General features: G+C 56.2%; 15 protein-coding genes. 9 read left to right on the forward strand and 6 right to left on the reverse strand.

All coding sequences use genetic code 11. From position 1 onward, the window contains the following. Positions 1-3: 3 nt before the first annotated feature. From VK738_19155 to VK738_19165, 3 genes are all read left to right on the forward strand, one after another. A complete protein-coding gene (locus VK738_19155) occupies positions 4-984 on the forward strand; it encodes an ABC transporter ATP-binding protein (protein HTD24779.1) in 981 nt (326 codons plus the stop codon). Between the two features lie 152 nt (positions 985-1,136). Beyond that, entirely contained in the window at positions 1,137-1,922 is a 786-nt protein-coding gene (locus VK738_19160) for a metallophosphoesterase family protein (GenBank protein HTD24780.1), read from the forward strand. Between the two features lie 74 nt (positions 1,923-1,996). After that, the gene (locus VK738_19165; GenBank protein ID HTD24781.1) at positions 1,997-2,425 is read left to right on the forward strand and encodes a hypothetical protein; all 429 of its coding nucleotides are present in this window, start codon (positions 1,997-1,999) and stop codon (positions 2,423-2,425) included. Here the strand turns inward: VK738_19165 and VK738_19170 are convergent, their stop codons facing one another. Continuing rightward, a complete protein-coding gene (locus VK738_19170) occupies positions 2,426-4,345 on the reverse strand; it encodes a RecQ family ATP-dependent DNA helicase (protein ID HTD24782.1) in 1,920 nt (639 codons plus the stop codon). A 131-nt stretch (positions 4,346-4,476) separates the two neighbouring features. On the opposite strand from VK738_19170, the gene VK738_19175 reads away from it, so the two are divergent. After that, positions 4,477-4,947, forward strand: coding sequence for a ribonuclease HI family protein (locus VK738_19175; GenBank protein ID HTD24783.1), 471 nt, complete (start codon positions 4,477-4,479; stop codon positions 4,945-4,947). 8 nt (positions 4,948-4,955) lie between these two features. Here VK738_19175 and VK738_19180 read toward each other — a convergent pair whose 3' ends face one another. Then, positions 4,956-7,514, reverse strand: coding sequence for a protein kinase (locus VK738_19180; GenBank protein ID HTD24784.1), 2,559 nt, complete (start codon positions 7,512-7,514; stop codon positions 4,956-4,958). Positions 7,515-7,831: 317 nt separating this feature from the next. Between VK738_19180 and VK738_19185 the strand changes: the two genes are divergently transcribed. The 4 genes from VK738_19185 (at position 7,832) to VK738_19200 (ending at position 12,472) form a co-directional block, all read left to right on the forward strand. After that, positions 7,832-9,571 carry a heparinase II/III family protein gene (locus tag VK738_19185; protein HTD24785.1) on the forward strand — a complete coding sequence of 580 codons (1,740 nt, stop codon included), beginning with the start codon at positions 7,832-7,834 and terminating at the stop codon, positions 9,569-9,571. 144 nt (positions 9,572-9,715) lie between these two features. Further along, entirely contained in the window at positions 9,716-9,970 is a 255-nt protein-coding gene (locus VK738_19190; protein ID HTD24786.1) for a hypothetical protein, read from the forward strand. Between the two features lie 71 nt (positions 9,971-10,041). Further along, positions 10,042-10,317 carry a hypothetical protein gene (locus VK738_19195; protein ID HTD24787.1) on the forward strand — a complete coding sequence of 92 codons (276 nt, stop codon included), beginning with the start codon at positions 10,042-10,044 and terminating at the stop codon, positions 10,315-10,317. 37 nt (positions 10,318-10,354) lie between these two features. Next, positions 10,355-12,472, forward strand: coding sequence for a hypothetical protein (locus VK738_19200; protein ID HTD24788.1), 2,118 nt, complete (start codon positions 10,355-10,357; stop codon positions 12,470-12,472). Positions 12,473-12,527: 55 nt separating this feature from the next. Here the strand turns inward: VK738_19200 and VK738_19205 are convergent, their stop codons facing one another. The 3 genes from VK738_19205 to VK738_19215 form a co-directional block, all read right to left on the reverse strand. Beyond that, on the reverse strand, positions 12,528-13,004 hold the full coding sequence (locus tag VK738_19205; GenBank protein ID HTD24789.1) for a DinB family protein: 477 nt from the start codon (positions 13,002-13,004) through the stop codon (positions 12,528-12,530). A gap of 70 nt (positions 13,005-13,074) precedes the next feature. Then, positions 13,075-13,626: a hypothetical protein gene (locus VK738_19210; protein HTD24790.1), complete on the reverse strand. Its 552-nt coding sequence runs from the start codon at positions 13,624-13,626 to the stop codon at positions 13,075-13,077. An 82-nt stretch (positions 13,627-13,708) separates the two neighbouring features. Beyond that, the gene (locus tag VK738_19215) at positions 13,709-14,257 is read right to left on the reverse strand and encodes a hypothetical protein (protein ID HTD24791.1); all 549 of its coding nucleotides are present in this window, start codon (positions 14,255-14,257) and stop codon (positions 13,709-13,711) included. Between the two features lie 99 nt (positions 14,258-14,356). Here VK738_19215 and VK738_19220 point away from each other — a divergent pair, with 99 nt between their 5' ends. Beyond that, positions 14,357-15,307: an AraC family transcriptional regulator gene (locus VK738_19220; protein HTD24792.1), complete on the forward strand. Its 951-nt coding sequence runs from the start codon at positions 14,357-14,359 to the stop codon at positions 15,305-15,307. A 143-nt stretch (positions 15,308-15,450) separates the two neighbouring features. Here the strand turns inward: VK738_19220 and VK738_19225 are convergent, their stop codons facing one another. Beyond that, a complete protein-coding gene (locus tag VK738_19225) occupies positions 15,451-16,275 on the reverse strand; it encodes a helix-turn-helix domain-containing protein (protein HTD24793.1) in 825 nt (274 codons plus the stop codon). Between the last annotated feature and the right edge of the window lie 180 nt (positions 16,276-16,455).

Below are 16,455 nucleotides of genomic sequence, written 5' to 3' on the forward strand. Positions count from 1 at the left end.
ACCATGCTTTCGGTTGAGAACCTTAACGTCTTTTTTCGGGCCGCTGACGGCAAACAGCCACCTGCCGTGCGGGATGTTTCTTTCTCGCTGCAGCCGGGTGAGGTGCTGGGACTGGTGGGAGAATCCGGTTCAGGTAAATCGGTAACCAGCCTGGCGATTATGCGGCTGCTGCCACCACAGGCGAGCATCGAAGGAAAAATTTTGTTTCAGGGCGAGAACCTGCTGCGGATCCCGGAAGAAAAGATGCGCGACCTGCGGGGCGCGCAGATTTCCATGATCTTCCAGGAGCCCATGACTGCGCTCAACCCGGTCATGCGGGTCGGCGACCAGGTTGCCGAGGCGGCGAGGGCGCACGGAAAAACTTCCAGGAAAGAAGCTTACGCTCAGGCGGTGCAAGCGCTCAACGATGTTGCTATTACGGATGCCGCGCGGCGGGCACGGGATTTTCCGCATCAACTTTCGGGAGGCATGCGCCAGCGGGTAATGGTTGCTATGGCGATTGTGAACCGGCCGCGGCTGCTGATTGCCGACGAGCCAACCACCGCACTCGACGTAACCGTGCAAGCCCAGGTGCTGGAGTTACTGGCAGAGCTGCGCCGCAAGTTCGGGTTGGCCATGCTGTTGATCTCGCACGACTTGGCAGTGGTCTCACAGGTGGCCGACCGGGTTGCGGTCATGTATGGCGGCAGCATAGTCGAGATGGGGACCGTGGAGGCCATCTTCCGGCGCGCGGTGCATCCTTATACAGCCGGGCTGTTGCAGGCGGCACCTACTCTGCACTCGAATCGGAGCGCGCCTTTAGCTACAATTGAAGGTTCGGTGCCCTCTCCCGATAGATTCCCCCCAGGATGCGCATTTGAGCCACGCTGCGCAATACGAATTCCGCAGTGTCGGGTGAGCTTGCCGCCGCTGCTTGAGGCGGAACCGGGACATTGGGCGCGTTGCCCGGTTGGGGTGCAGCATATGGAGATAAAGACCGGTTAGGGGGCATTACTGGAAAAACCACTTATGAGATGGCTTCTGGTAACGGAATGTTGCGGAGCGCTAACATGTTGATATAATCAGCGCCCGCGAATCAGCCGTAACATTTTTTTAAGAGATACATTCAAGACTTTAATAGTACTGAGAGCTCCAGTTTGCGAATTCTGTTTCTCACCGACATACATGCCAACCTGGAAGGGATGGAGGCATGCGTAGCCAGCGTACCGGGGCACGATATGATCGTCAATTTAGGCGACATCGTGGGCTATGGTGCTTCGCCCAATGAGGTCAGCGACCGCTCGCGCGAGTTGTGCCACGTCTTTGTACGCGGTAACCACGATAAAGCTTGCACGGGCCTCGCCGGCATTGACGACTTTAATCCGATTGCGGGCATGGCGGCCATATGGACCCAGCAAACCCTCACGGTAGAAAACCTGGAGTGGTTGCGCGCCCTGCCCCAGGGGCCGATTGAGCTGGAAAATATCTGGCCAGCAAATAATGATCCGCTCCATGCAGTGAAGGTACAGTGCGTACATGGGTCGCCTTTAGACGAAGATGAATACATCATCGTCATGCGCGATGCCTATCAACCGTTGCTGGCCACCGACGCTACCATTACCTTCTTCGGACACACGCATATCCAAGGCGGCTTCTGCAATCATGGAGAAGAATGGGAGACACTGCGTCCGATGTATCGCACCAAGCGCGAGCTGGAATCCTGTGACCTGGCCATTATGCCTGAGGCCAAATACCTCATTAATCCGGGATCGGCGGGACAGCCCCGCGACGGCGACTGGCGCGCAGCCTGCGCTCTGCTCGACACCAACGAAAACCGCGTCACGTTTTATCGCGTGCCTTACGACGTGAAAAAAGCGCAGGACCGGATCTTTTCGGCTAAGTTGCCGGACAGGTTGGCGTTGAGGTTGGGGGAAGGAAGATAGAAATACAGTTTCAAGTTTCGAGAGAGTAGTGAATCGGCTTCCTGTCTGCCTTGTGAGTGGGAACATTGGAGCTTATGCCGAAGAGAAAAAGATTCACATGCGGCTTGCTGTGGATGGCGATATTGATTGCAACAGGCCTGCCGGCAAGTTGGGTGTCTGAACTGCGGGCACAGGCGACGCAGCAACCCGAGAGCGTTAGCGTGGTGGACGGAGCAGCAGGCCCATGTTCCGTTGAATTCACAGTGGCCGATGCCAGCGGAAAGCCGGCGTACGCAGCTCTCATCAATGTCCATATGGCTTACGGCTTCATGGGCCTTCGCAAGCTCGATCTCAGCGTGTACACAAATACTGCCGGTAAAGCGAGATTTACCGGCCTTCCGGAGAAGGTCCAGAAGCCCCCTCTTGTATTCCGCGCTTCAAAAGAGAAGGAAACGGGTGGTGCGATTTATAATCCTGCAACCGAGTGCCAGGCAAAGCATGACATCATGCTGAAAAAGCCATGACTACGCGTGCTGTCCTTCAGTCCTGCGCAGACGCGCGATGACAAGTCTGATTTCTTCGAAGGTTATTTCCGGGGGCAAAGCATCTTTGAGCAGCTTGAGGCGCTGCATTCCGTGCTGGGCGCAGGCTGCTTCAATCTGCGCGCATTTTCCGGCATCAACCCAGGCGGGTTGAAACTCCAACTCTCCACGTTCCACCATCGCCGCCACCAGAGACACAACGCTGCCGAGTTGGCGGCCACGAAGGTTTGCGATCTGCTCAAGGCTGTGTCCCTTCCCGATCAACAAGACTGTTTCTTCCGCGGGGGCCAACTTCTTTTCAGACGCTTGCCGTGCCCGCGCGCCATCGCTAAACTGCTTGATTGCGTTCAATATCTGCCGGCCATACAGCTCGGTCTTGCGTTCCCCGAATCCGTAAACGCCCCGCAGGCCGGCCAGCGAATCGGGCTGCACGCGGCACAATTCTTCCAGCGAGGTGTCGTGCATTACGACAAAAGCGGGGACCCCCTGCTCCTTGGCGGCAGCGCGGCGCCATTCGCGAAGATATTCGCGCAGGTCGTTATTTATATCTGCGTTTGGATCTGCGTTTTGGTTTATGTCCTGATTTATGTCTGAACTCCGATGCCGTGCGCCGCGTTCTGCCCGCATTGAAGGCCCGCTGCCAACAATCGGCGAGACAAATTTTTGCCGCGGTAGACGGGGCACGAAAACAGGACCGGACAGCCACTCGATTGCGGGACCGCATATATCACAAGCCCCGCACGATTCCCATTTCGGGGTCTCGCCAAAGTGGGAACAAATCTGACGATGGCGGCAAGTAGTGGATGCGGCATAGCGGCGAATCTGGTGATAGCGTTGCCAGGCGCGCTCTTTTTCCGCCGGATCAGCAATCTGCTCGACGAAATAAGTCAGCAACCCCACATCGCGCTTCTGCCAGAGCAGAATGCAATCGGCCGGCTGTCCGTCGCGCCCCGCGCGTCCGGCCTCCTGGTAATACTGCTCGACTGATTTCGGCAGCGCAAGATGGACCACGGCGCGTACGGCCGCTTTGTTGATGCCTAACCCGAACGCGATCGTTCCCACGAGCACGCGAACTTCGTCGGACATCCAGCGTTCCTGGTTGCGCCGGCGCATGTCATTTTCCATCTTTCCGTGATACGCAACCGCGGCAATTCCCTGCTCTTCCAGGAAGTCCACCGTTTCCTCGACTTTATTGATCGTGGGCGCGTAAACAATGATATTGCTGCCTGAATATTGTTTGAGTGTTCGCACAAGAAGATCGGGTTGCGTACCCGGCTCGCACTCCTTCGTCACATAGCGAAGGTTGGTCCGATGAAAGCTGGCAATATATTTATGAGGATTGCGCAGCCGGAGCTGATCAATGATGTCGTGACGCACCTGCCGGGTGGCGCTGGCGGTAAACGCGGCGATAGGAAGGCCGGGAAAACGATCGCGCAGCGAGCTGAGCTGCCGGTACTCCGGACGGAATTCGTGGCCCCACTCCGAGATGCAATGCGCCTCATCAATGGCAAACAGCGCGATGGGCACACGCTTCAGCCAAGCGATCGTATCCGCGCGCGCGAGCCGTTCCGGGGAGAGATACAGAAGACGGTAGTGCCCCTCCGACGCCTTGCGTGTGATCCTGGATTGTTCTTCAGTGGCGAGCGAACTGTTTAACATTCCGGCAGCGATTCCCATCTGGGTGAGTTGCGCGATTTGGTCCTGCATCAGGGCGATCAGAGGAGAAATCACAATCACAGTCTGCTGCGGCAACATCGCGGCCGGCAATTGATAACACAACGACTTTCCGCCGCCCGTAGGCATGACTACACAGGTGTCATGGCCTGCCACCAGACTGGCGATGACTTTTTCCTGCAGTGGACGGAACGAGTCGTAACCCCAATAGCGACGCAGTGCCGCCAAAGATTCGACCTCTAAAGTCATGCAGCTAGTATAAAGCGCTGGAAATGCTCAGGGGCCAAATCGGAGGCGTTCGAAGCATCATTCTTCTCTAAGCCTGCATTCATTATAAAAATGCAATAAGATTGAAGCTCATGGCCCCTCGTCCTAAAACCACCTCTCAATCGGCGCTTTTTAAGAGCAGCGAACCTTCTTCCAAATTGCCTGTGGTAACCGTGAACATTGACGGCGGTGCACGCGGAAATCCGGGGCTGGCCGGCTACGGGGTAGTTTTCAAAGACGCCTCGGGGAAAAAGATCGCTGAGCTAAGCCGTTACCTCGGGATCCAGACCAATAATTTTGCCGAATATTCCGGGCTGGTTGCGGCGCTGGAGTTTGCGGTAGAGCAAGGTTACAAGGCGCTGAAGGTCTTCAGCGATTCGGAGTTGATGGTCAGACAGATCACCGGCGTTTACAAGGTCAAAAGCCCGGAGCTGCGCGAATTGTATGACAAAGCCCAGGCGTTGATACGCAAGCTGGAATCGTTTCGCATTGAGCACGTGCGACGCGAGTTCAACCGCGAAGCGGACAGGCTGGCGAACCATGCGATGGATGAAGGGAAATAGGAAGGGCGCTATTTCACGCCATCAACGATGAAAAGATGCGAGAGGGTACGTTGATAGCTGTAGGCATACGATTTGCCATCGGGCGTCAGGAGAACGGAATTCATGTTATTAATGCCCGCCAAATCCGACGGTTTCAGTTCTTTATATAAAGTGCCTTTGCCGGTGGCGATGTCGTGGCGGTAGATCTGGAACTGGCGGTCGCCTTCACGGTAAAGAAAAAGAGCGTGGCCGTCGGCGCTCCATTGAATGGGTACGTCGCCGGGTGTATTTCCCGTCAATTTCTGGGGCGTGCCGCCTTCGATGGGATAAATGAAAATATCGTCGTGGGCGCCCATGAGGGCTACGGATTTGCCGTCGGGCGAGACCGTAAATCCGCCTCCAATATCGGAGACGTCAATGCCTTCGGGCGTTATCGGGCGAGGTTTGCCGCCATCAACATCCTGCACATAGAGCCGGGCAGCATGATCGGTTGCATTGCCGGCAAAGATGAAGTGCTTGTCATCGGGAAGCCATGAAGCAAACTGATAAGAGCTTATTTCATCGTTAACGATCTCTTTCGGCTGACCGACACCGGTTGACTGTACGAGTAATTTAGGAGGGGAGCCCGCCATGAAAGACAGCGCCCAATTTCCATCGGGAGAGAGGGCGGCGGCCTGGCCTTCTCCAAGCTGAACGGGAACGGAGCCGTCAGATTTGCTTAGATAAGTGGCGGCGTTCTTGCCTCCTGCTTCCCCGGATTCATTCATCAATAGCATGGTGCCATCGGTTGACAGGTCAGTTGCGGTGGAAAGGTCAAGCCAGGAAAAATCATGCTCTTTTTGACTGCCCGAGAGCATTCCGATCACTTCAGCATGTACGTCGTCTTCGGCCAGCAGGACCCTGCCGTGAGAAATATCCTGCAGGGTAAGAATGTCGGGTGTGCTGAGCAGAATGCGCTGATGCTGGGAAAGATCAACCGCCCACAATTGCCGGTCATTGCCGGTTTTCGACGCGGTAAACCAGATTTCATCTCCCGTGGGCGACCAGGCAAGGCCCAGGGCGCTGGCCCAGTCGCTGGATAATACCGTCCGCTTTCCGGATAAATCCATGATGACGACGGATCCGCTGTCATCGCGATGGCTAGGATGATCTATGAAAGCGATCAGCTTTCCATCCGGAGAAAAACGCGGGTTGGTGACATAGCCTGCGGTGGAATACAACACCTTGCCGACGGGAAACTCCAACTGGTTTTTTACGCCGGCATCGCGAACCACGGCCATGCTGCTGCCATCGGGCGTCCAATCGGCAAACTGGATGTTGGCTTCCCTTTTTCGGGGCGCACCACCCGACAAGGGAACCTCGGCCAGCGTGTTATTTTCATCGGGCAACAAGATCGCCATGTTCTCAGTAGACGAAATGGAAAGAATTTCTGCTTTGGGAATCTCCAAGGAACGCGATTCCAGGCTGCCCGGCCGGGTGGTGAAGATGGCCAGGTCTTCTCCATTTAATTTTGCGCCGTAGATGACCGTGTTGCCATCGGGAGTGAAACGCGCAAAGGGAATGGAACCGCGGCGAAATGTCAGTTGCTGAAATGAGGGCGGCAGCGAATAACTCAAACGCTTGCCCAGCCAGAGACCGAAGACAACCGCAATGACGGCAAGAAGACCGGCATAGAGCGGCAGCTTCCAGCGGGCGAAGCGGATGGCGGTATCCTGCTGCGCCATTCGGGCCTGGGTGGAGGTCCCCGAAAGTCCTCGCAGGGCAAAAGCCAGATCATGCGCGGAGTGGAAGCGTTCGTCCGGGCTCTTTTCCAGACAATGCCGCACGATTTGTTCCAAACCGGGAGGAATGGTGGGATCAGTCTGTGAGATTTCCGGTGGGTCGTCTCTTAAGATCGCGGCGTTGATATCGGTGATGGTTTCTCCGCTAAAAGCGCGGTTGCCGCAGAGCATTTCATACAAAATTGTTCCGAAGGCGAAAATATCAGAGCTGGGTTCCGCACTCTTGCCCCTGATTTGTTCCGGAGACATGTAGCCGGGCGTGCCCATCACCACTCCAGCCATCGTAGCCATGTTGGAATCGTAGAGCCGGGTTTCTTCTAATAGTTCAGGTTTGGTTAGCTTGGCGATACCGAAATCGAGGATCTTGGCGCGTCCATCTTTGGTGATGTAAATATTTTCCGGTTTCAGGTCGCGGTGCACGATTCCTTTTTCATGCGCAGCAGCCAGGCCACTGGCGATCTGAATGGCATATTCCACGGTCTTGCGATAAGGCGGCCGGCCACTCCGCAGAAGATCGCGCAAGGATTGCCCTTCGAGCAGCTCGGTGACAATGTAGGGCGCACCCTCAAACAGGCCAAAATCAAAAACGGCAAGAATGTTGGGATGGTTGAGCATCCCGATGGATTTGGCTTCCTGTTCGAAGCGGTGCAGCCGCTCAGCATCTTCTGCCATGGCGGCAGGCATCACTTTGATGGCTACATCACGGCTGAGCCGGGTGTCGCGCGCGCGGTAGACCTCACCCATACCTCCGCTGCCAATCATCCCGATGATGTTGTAAGGCCCTAATTGTGTGCCTGTTTTCAGCATGCAAAGTGGAAGTGCTGGTGAACTCTCCTGAGCCGGTCTTGCTGAGTGCTATGGTTATAGCTGATTACGGTAATTGCTACAAGATTGTTACAAGGGCCCGCGCATCGTTTCAGATAGAGTACGCGCCGAACCAGGTTTTAGTTTTTACCGCAACGAAGCTTTAGTTTTTACCACATAGACACAGCGGCACGGAGAAAAGCAAAGGCAAGACCCGCCGCAGATCAACGCTGATTTTTACGCAATGCCACTTCCAACGCTTTTCCTCTGCGCTTCCTTAGCGCCCTCAGCGGTTAGATTTGTGGTAAACCTAATGACTTATGCTCCGAATTTGTGTGGTTCTTGCCCTAGTCACCTGTAGCTTTGCCGCGTCCATATCTACGCCCGAGCATCCGCTGGCGACACTGCGGCCGCATCCGAGAATCATTGCCACCGATGCCGATTTCGCCCGCCTGCGCGAACTAGTACGCAAAGATGCATTCGCAGCAAAGCTCTATGCCGACCTCAAGCATCAGGCCGACCAGATGCTCGACCAGCCGACCGTGGTGCATCGTTTGATTGGCCCGCGGCTGCTCGACCAGAGCCGCCTGTGCCTGGAGCGCGTCTACACACTGGCGCTGGTATATCGTATCAGCGGTGAAACTAAGTACCTGAACCGCACGGTAAAAGAGCTGCGCGCCGCCGCAGCGTTCCCAGATTGGAACCCATCGCATTTTCTCGACGTGGCCGAGATGACCCATGCACTCGCCATCGGCTACGACTGGCTCTATCAGGACCTCAGCGCCGAAGACCGCGCCCTGTTTCGCCGGGCCATCACAGAAAAAGGACTGGACGAGGCCATCAAGATCTATCAGCACCACAACTGGTGGACCGTAGTCGTGCACAACTGGAACCAGGTGTGCAATGGCGGTATCACGCTGGGCGCATTGGCAATCGCCGATGAAGACCCGGAGCGCGCGGAGTACATCGTGAAGCAGTCGGTGGAATCTATCCAGCTCGCCATGGCGTCCTACGCACCTGAAGGCGGATGGGCTGAGGGCCCCGGCTACTGGCAGTATGCTACGTCGTACAACGTCTACTACCTGGCGGGACTCGAGAGCGCGCTGGGCACCGATTTTGGGCTCTCATCACTCCCCGGCTTCGAGCATGCCGGCGATTTTCGTCTCTATTTCCAGGGCCCGGGCGGCACCTTCAACTACGCAGACGCGCACTCGCCCGCGGGTACCGCGCCTGAAATGTTCTGGCTTGCGCACCGGTTTTCGGAGCCGGTCTTCGCGTGGGACGAATTGCGGCATCTGACTGCGGGTGACAAGCCGCAAGCTCTCGACCTGGTTTGGTATCAGACAGTAGGGCGAAGCCCGGACGCGGCGCACTGGACGCGGCGCAGAATGTTTGCAGGCGTCAACGTAGCTTTTCTGCGCAGCGGTTGGGAGTCACCGGATGCTTTCTGGATCGGCGTCAAGGGCGGTGACAATCAGGCCAACCACAGCCACCTCGACCTGGGCAGCTTCGTGCTCGATGCACGCGGCGTGCGCTGGGGGCTCGACCTGGGCAGCGATGATTACAACATGCCCGGATATTTCGGCAAGCAGCGGTACACGTACTATCGCTTGCGCACGGAATCACACAACACGGTGTTGATTGACGGCGAGAACCAGGACGCGAAAGCCAAGGCCCCTATGACTATGAAGAACGGAGTAGCGACCATTGATTTGGCAGAAGCCTATCCGGGGAAGGTCACGAAATTCGTGCGCACCGTCGAGCTTACGCCGCAGAACACTGTAACGGTGCGCGACGAGATTGAGGCACCTCACCCCGTGGAAGCCTTGTGGGGCATGGTCACCGATGCGCAGGTGACGATTGACCACAACCACGCCCGACTGGAAAAAGGAAATACCGCGCTGCAGGCCGAGATCGTCTCGCCCAAAGGTGCGGTCTTTGAGACGGTTTCTACCACTCCTCTGCTGACGATAGAAGATCCCAATAAGGGGACTCAGAAATTAGTGGTCCGGCTCAAGGGCAAGGTGACCCGCACGCGGATCGAGGTGGAGTTCCGGTAGAGAAAAGCGATCAGCACTCAGCCTAGGAGCGATGACATGAATAGATTCGATGATTTGTTCGCAAACGATGTGACTCTCACTCTGAAAAAAGAGGTGGAGTTCCGGTAGAGAAAAGCGATCAGCACTCAGCCTAGGAGCGATGACATGAATAGATTCGATGATTTGTTCGCAAACGATGTGACTCTCACTCTGAAAAAAGAGGAGGCTCTCGTTCTCTTTGAGTTGCTCGCTAACATCAAAGAGGAAGCCGCCATACCTATCCGAGATGGAGCCGAACGCAGGGCAATCTGGAATCTCGCAGTACTCTTTGAAAGCAAGCTGGCAGAACCATTCATGCACGATTACGCTGCGATCATTCAAGACGCCAAGAGCCGCCCGGTAGCGGGCCATCCAAACTGACTTCAACGATTGAAACGGCTCAATCTTGAAAATCCGTTCTCATCAAGCCCCGGCCGTGCGATACTGACCAAGTGATTCGCCGAACAACCATAGGCGTTTTGACCGCAGTGATCTCGTTCTTCGCGCTGCCGTCTCAGTTCGCCTATGCGAAAAGCGAAACCGACGTTTGCACCATTGCTTGCCTGGCGGAAGCCCGCACGCAGCAGCCAGTCAAGCTGCGAACTGAAGTCGCGCGTTTCCCCCGCTATGCGGAAGCAAACTTTTCTCCACTGCCCTCCCTGGCGGTCGAGTTCGCCGGCACAACCCGGCAGCAACGTGCCCCGCCTCTCATTCCAGCGACAAACTGAAATTAACAAAATCACCGGAATAGTAAGGAGGACGGCCATGCGCCAGTTTCTGCGTTCACTTTTTGCAAAGCGAGCTTCCACGCAATTCAATATTCAACGGATCAACTCGATCCGCTCCAACCTGGCCCAACAAAGCGACGAGCAGTTGCGGGCGTACGCGCGCGGCGCGACCGGCAAGATGGAAATCATTGCGGCCGCCGCGGTCGTGGCTTCGCGCATTCTGGGACTGGAGATGTTCGATGTGCAACTGCAAGGCGCGCTGGCCCTGACCGAGGGCAAGATTGCGGAGATGCAGACAGGGGAGGGTAAGACCCTGGCGGCGGCGCCGGCCGTGGTCTGGTATGCCAAGCAGCGAGAGGGCGTTCACGTGATGACGGTGAACGATTACCTGGCCCGGCGCGATGCCAAGTGGATGGGAGGAATCTACGAATTCTTTGGCTTTTCCGTGGGCTACATCCAAAGAGACATGAGCACGGAAGAGCGCAAGCGGGCCTATCACTGTGACATCACTTATGCCACGGCCAATGAAGTTGGTTTCGATTATCTGCGCGACCAGATGGCGCTATATCCCGGGGAGCAGGTACACCGAGGCTTTACAGCGGCGGTCATTGATGAAGCTGATTCCATCTTGATCGATGAGGCGCGCATTCCCCTGGTGATCGCAGGCGGGGAAGCAAACGCCGAAAGCCTTCCTTACCGGGTGGACCGCCTGACCCGCCAGTTCCGGTCCCTTGTTCATTACACGACGGATGAATACGCAAGGAATGTTGCCCTGACCAACGAGGGGATTCGGGCTGCGGAAGCGGAGTTCGGCTGCGACAATCTGTTCGCTGAAGAGAACCTCAACCTGCTTTCAGCGATTCAGGATTCCATTCATGCGCACGCGCTGCTTCATCGCGACATGGACTACCTGGTGAAAGACGGCACGATTAAATCCGTCGACGAATTTAAGGGACGCATCATTCAAGACCGCCGCTGGCCCGCCGGCCTACACAGCGCGATTGAAGCCAAAGAAGGTGTGGCCCTCAAGAAACAGGGCGGAATTCTAGGTTCGATTACTTTGCAAAACCTGGTGGCGCTGTATCCTCAGGTATGCGGAATGACGGGCACGGCCGCCACACAAGTGGAGGAGTTTCGCGCAATCTATAATCTTGCGGTCGAGGTAATCCCTACCAATCGTCCCGTGATTCGCAGCGATCATCCGGATGTAATATTTCCGACCAAGCAAGCCAAAGAAGACGCTGTGATACAAGAGGCCGGGCGCGTACATCAGACCGGGCAGCCGGTGCTGGTGGGGACAAGCAGCGTAGAAGAATCGGAACGGCTCAGCCGCCGCCTGCAGCTCGAGGGGATCGAGCACCAGGTCCTGAATGCGCGCAACGAAGAACAGGAGGCTACGATTATCGCGCGCGCGGGCGAACTGGATGCAGTAACGATCTCCACAAATATGGCAGGACGCGGTACTGACATCAAACTGGGGCGCGGTGTGGCGGAACTTGGCGGCCTTCACGTCATTGGCACCAACCGGCATGAAAGCCGCCGGATCGACAACCAACTGCGTGGGCGGGCGGGGCGACAGGGTGATCCCGGCAGCTCTCGCTTTTTTATCTCTTTGCAAGACGACCTGCTGGTGCGCTTCGGCATTGATGATCCGCTGGCGCTGAATGATGTGGACCACATTCAGCGGCGGATGGAGGGCCAGAACCTGGAAATTCGACGGTTCCTGGAGAAGTATGAGTCTGTCATTGAAGGGCAGCGGCTGGCAATTCAAAGCCGCCGCCAGGACCTTCTCACCGGCGCTCTCCCCTGTTTTTCGGAAACGGAGAGATTGGTAAGACTGACCACCATCGACGATCTCTGGGCGGAGTATCTGGAAGCCCTTACAGAGTTGCGCTCAAGCATCCATTGGGTCTCATGGGGCGGACGCGACCCGCTTCATGAATACCTGAAGACTGTCGATTCTTTGTATCAACAACTTGAACCGCAGATCGAGGAAGAGACGCCGAAACGCCTGGCGAAAACTCAAGCCGGCGGCTTTGATGCTTCGCAACGGGGAGCAACCTGGACTTATCTGACGACCGACCGGCCCTTTGGCAGCATCTCGGAACGAATTCTCCGAGGTTTGGTGCACAAGGCGAAACAATATGTGCACTGAGCCAGCCGTGTAGTGACAAGGTCTAAACTGCAAAGGGAGACGGGACAGGGCCTGATCATTGCCAGGCACCAAGCAGACGCCGCAATAATACAAATTCTCCCAAGTGATAAGCGTTGTGATCCGCGAGGAGCAGCACCTCACGCAACACGGTTTGTCCGTCACCGTGTGGGATTTTGGCGAACAAATCTGTGGATTCGTTCGCTGCCAGATCGGCCATGGCTTTCAGGTCGGCGCGAAAGGCGTTGACGCTCTTCTCCCAGGCTTTGTCGTTCGGAGGAGTTGGCGTGCCCGGCCAATACCCTTTTGGGAATTCGGGAGATTTATGCTTGGGGTTGCGGGTAAACTCGAGGATATCCCACTGGGTGATGCACAGGTGTTCGAGCACCTCCCAGGGCGAGTGCTCAGCGCCCTTCGGCCTTTGGCCGCGAAGAGCCGCCGGGAAATCTTTGACCGCCGCGTCAAGATTCAGGTGCGCTCCACCATCATTGAGCAGATAGAGCAGATGTTCGCGTAGAGATTTGTCGTTGGGCATGGTTGTTGCTCCTTTAAGCGTAGTTTTCGTTTTAGATGATCTTTAGAGCGGATGTATTTTTTTATTTGCGCTACGAACGCAGGCGCCTAGCGCAGAACTCGCCTTCGAGCTTCCAGGTGGTGCCATCGGGTTGCAGCGCTTCTCCCGTCCAACGGAACGAGTTGGGCGTGATCTCGCTGAAGATCCAGCGGATGGGCGTGCCGTTGGCGTGAGTGCCGATCTGCACGACGTCTTTGCCGCTCCAGCGGCCGATCAGCTCGTCGCGGTTCCCGGTTACACCGTTGATCCAAGTCACACGCCAGGCTTGAAGTGATGCGTCCCAGACGCGCAGCGTCGTGCCGTACATGTTGCAGGTCTTGTCTGGCGGCCCGGTGCGCTCGAAACGCGGCGGCATGATCCAGACATCCTGCACGGCGCGGCCTTCGAGCACCCATGCGAAATGGACCTCGCCTTTAAGGTGGCGCGCGGAAACGTCAACGCCGTAGTGGAGGATGTCGAGTTCCCAGCTACCGATCAGCCATCCGTAGGCATCGGCGGATTCGAGGATTTCGGGTGAGCGGCCGGGAGCCGCTAATACAGCATGAAAACCCTCTTCTTTTTTTAGGGCTTCAATTGTTGTCATGGTTCGACCTCCTGGAGTCAAAAAGAATTCAGTTGATTTCCGCAATATGGTGCGGGCACTTCCAAACGGCGCGCCATCGTGTTCAGACGCGATGGGCCCATAGCTCTTCATAGGTACGCCATTTTTTCCCGGTAAGTTTCTCTGCGTACCAGTGGAAGGAGCTCGGCTGGATGTCAGAAAAGATCCAGCGAATGGGCGAGCCATCGGATAGCTCTCCTTGCATGACGATCTCAGTTCCGATCTTTCGTCCTGTCAGTGTACGAACAACACCAAAAATCGGATCAATATACGTAACCCGCCATGAGTCACTCTTGGGATCGTAGAACCGCACCGTACTGCCGTAGATCTTGGGATCTGAATCACTCCGCTCAGTTTCCAGAAACACGTCTTGAATCGCCCTTCCCTGAAGCACCCAATGAAAGTAAATTTCGCCTTTGTCGGTGCGACGGCTGCCGTCGTCGCGGTACTCGACGCCATCAAAGATCCATGACCCCACAAATTGGCCAAATAGCATCAGTTTGTCTTGATGTTCAGGCGCCGGTTTTTCCGCCAGCAATGCCGGGAAGCTGCTCTGCGCAGCAACGGAAGCAAAGACCAGCGCGACAAAAACAACAACTGTGAGTGAGCGCACGACCATAATCCTCCGGACAAGAGATCGCTTTACGCAACCAAAAGATTACTTTCTTCCGGTATGCTAGAAGTGTTATACGGCGGCACGGGAGACGGATTCTTGGCAAAAATTGCGGTCGAATTAGAGCAGGCTGTGGCACGGCGAGCCGTGAACGGAACCCGGGGCGATTTGACGCAGCGCGTGCTGGCCCAGGGCAACGGCTGGAGCGTGGTGGATGTAATGTGTACATCAGGTCCGCAAGATCGCTCTTTTGAAGAGCAGCACTCACGCGTTTCCATCGTCATTGTTTTGGCGGGCAGCTTTCAGTACCGAGGCCAATCCCGATTCGGGCCGGGACGCGAGTTGATGACCCCGGCTTCGCTTTTGCTGGGCAACGCCGGCGAATGTTTCGAGTGCAGCCATGAACATGGCGCGGGAGACCGCTGTCTTTCGTTTTCTTACGCCCCAGATTATTTCGAGCGTCTCGTGGCCGATGCCGGAGGCCGCGGCGCTCACGCGAAATTCCGTGTGCTTCGCCTGCCGCCGTTGCGTGTATTGTCGCCGCTGGTGGCGCGGGCCTGCGCCGGCTTGGATGGGTGCGACGTACCGTGGGAGGAACTTAGTCTGCACCTGGCGGCGCAGACGGTACAGCTCGCGAAGGGTGACAATCATTTCTCCGATACGAACGACGCTCCACCGAGTACGGTGGCTCGGGTGACACGAAGTGTGCGGATGATTGAGCGACATCCGGATTCCGGGCTCGAGGTCGGAAGCCTGGCGCGAGAAGCAGGGTTGAGCCCGTATCACTTTCTGCGTACGTTTGAACGCCTGACAGGCTTGACACCGCATCAATACGTTCGGCGTGCGCGCCTGCGGGAGGCGGCAACGCGGCTGGCGGCGGAGCCGGGAAAGATTCTCGATATCGCTTTCGATTGCGGCTTCGGCGATGTATCAAATTTTAATCGGGCCTTTCGTACGGAGTTTGGCGTGAGCCCGCGGGGATTCCGCCGGGAGCTCGGTTTTAACCACAGAGACCCCGAAGCGCAGAGATTTCCAAATCTCCTTACGTAGAGTAAAAAATCCTCGTTGGTCCGATTTAAGCCCGCGGGTGGTTTCAATCTCCATCGGAGGTCCTTCGCCTACGGCTCAGGATGACACCTTATAAAAAGTGACATGTTTTAAGGATGACAACAAAGCCAACAGCTTCTAGATAGCTACGGTCGCTTGGGAAGTTGCCGGAGATATCCGGTGGGAGTGTGGCCGACAATTGATTTGAAGTCCTTTACAAAGTGTGCCTGGTCGAAATAGCCAAGGTCTTGCGACAGGGCGGCGAAATCCACATCTTTCCCCGAATTTAGCCGTTCGACGATTTCGTGAATGCGGTAGACCCTGATCACCCACTTGGGCGCTACACCGACATACTGATCAAACATCCGCTGCAGCATTCTCTTGCCGAGATGGAAGTGGGCGACGACATGCTCTACGGTCATGACCTCGCGATTGATACATATTTCATCCACAATCTGGCCGGCGAGCACCGCGGTTTCGTCGCGCTCCGGCACTCGCCGGCGGAGAAAATTTTCTGCAGCATTGACTCTCATGTCGCCATCTTCGAAGCTGAGCACGGATTGCTCGAACTCCTGAGCACTCGAGCCGAAGACATCATTGAGAGGGATGGAGCGGTTGGTCAATCGGGAGAGCGGCGACTTCAGGAAAGGATAGAACCCTCCCGGCCTGAATTTCACGCCGAAGATTTCGCCCAGACCTTCAAGAACGTGCGACGACCTGCCTTTTACGACACCGTAAATCCGCGAGTTTCCTTTTCTCAGCCCGAGCTGAACCGAGGGATGAGAAACGGTCTGCGCATCGTAGGGAGCAACGCCGCGCAGGTCCCAACTGACCATCCAAAAATGCTCGATGAACACACCCAGATCGGCTGACGGAAGGCGCCGGAAGTAGCGGAACCTCTTTTCGTCTGCGCCAAGGTTAAGTACGCCTCTTGGTTTGAGTCCGTAGGTTTGAGCGATGCGTGATGCCACGTTAGCTGATCCAGTTCCGGATATTGTCTCACGTCAGAATATTGAAGCAGATTTGGCCCGCGGGTCGCGTTTTTACAATACTTGGCGGCGATCCATCGTTATCTTGTCTCAAGAGAGTGATATTTATGAAGCATCACGAAGCAAGTATGAAACACAGATTACCCGGCGGAGCTAGAGTCA

The organism is Terriglobales bacterium, from assembly GCA_035487355.1.
Taxonomy (GTDB): domain Bacteria; phylum Acidobacteriota; class Terriglobia; order Terriglobales; family Acidobacteriaceae; genus QIAW01.

What these genes read in the sequence shown, in the direction of transcription:
- VK738_19210 (HTD24790.1), bottom strand. Translation starts at nt 13,626, where the DNA reads ATGACAACAATTGAAGCCCTAAAAAAAGAAGAGGGTTTTCATGCTGTA.
- VK738_19205 (HTD24789.1), bottom strand. Translation starts at nt 13,004, where the DNA reads ATGCCCAACGACAAATCTCTACGCGAACATCTGCTCTATCTGCTCAAT.
- VK738_19175 (HTD24783.1), top strand. Translation starts at nt 4,477, where the DNA reads ATGGCCCCTCGTCCTAAAACCACCTCTCAATCGGCGCTTTTTAAGAGC.
- VK738_19165 (HTD24781.1), top strand. Translation starts at nt 1,997, where the DNA reads ATGCCGAAGAGAAAAAGATTCACATGCGGCTTGCTGTGGATGGCGATA.
- VK738_19200 (HTD24788.1), top strand. Translation starts at nt 10,355, where the DNA reads ATGCGCCAGTTTCTGCGTTCACTTTTTGCAAAGCGAGCTTCCACGCAA.
- VK738_19155 (HTD24779.1), top strand. Translation starts at nt 4, where the DNA reads ATGCTTTCGGTTGAGAACCTTAACGTCTTTTTTCGGGCCGCTGACGGC.
- VK738_19190 (HTD24786.1), top strand. Translation starts at nt 9,716, where the DNA reads ATGAATAGATTCGATGATTTGTTCGCAAACGATGTGACTCTCACTCTG.
- VK738_19180 (HTD24784.1), bottom strand. Translation starts at nt 7,514, where the DNA reads ATGCTGAAAACAGGCACACAATTAGGGCCTTACAACATCATCGGGATG.
- VK738_19185 (HTD24785.1), top strand. Translation starts at nt 7,832, where the DNA reads ATGCTCCGAATTTGTGTGGTTCTTGCCCTAGTCACCTGTAGCTTTGCC.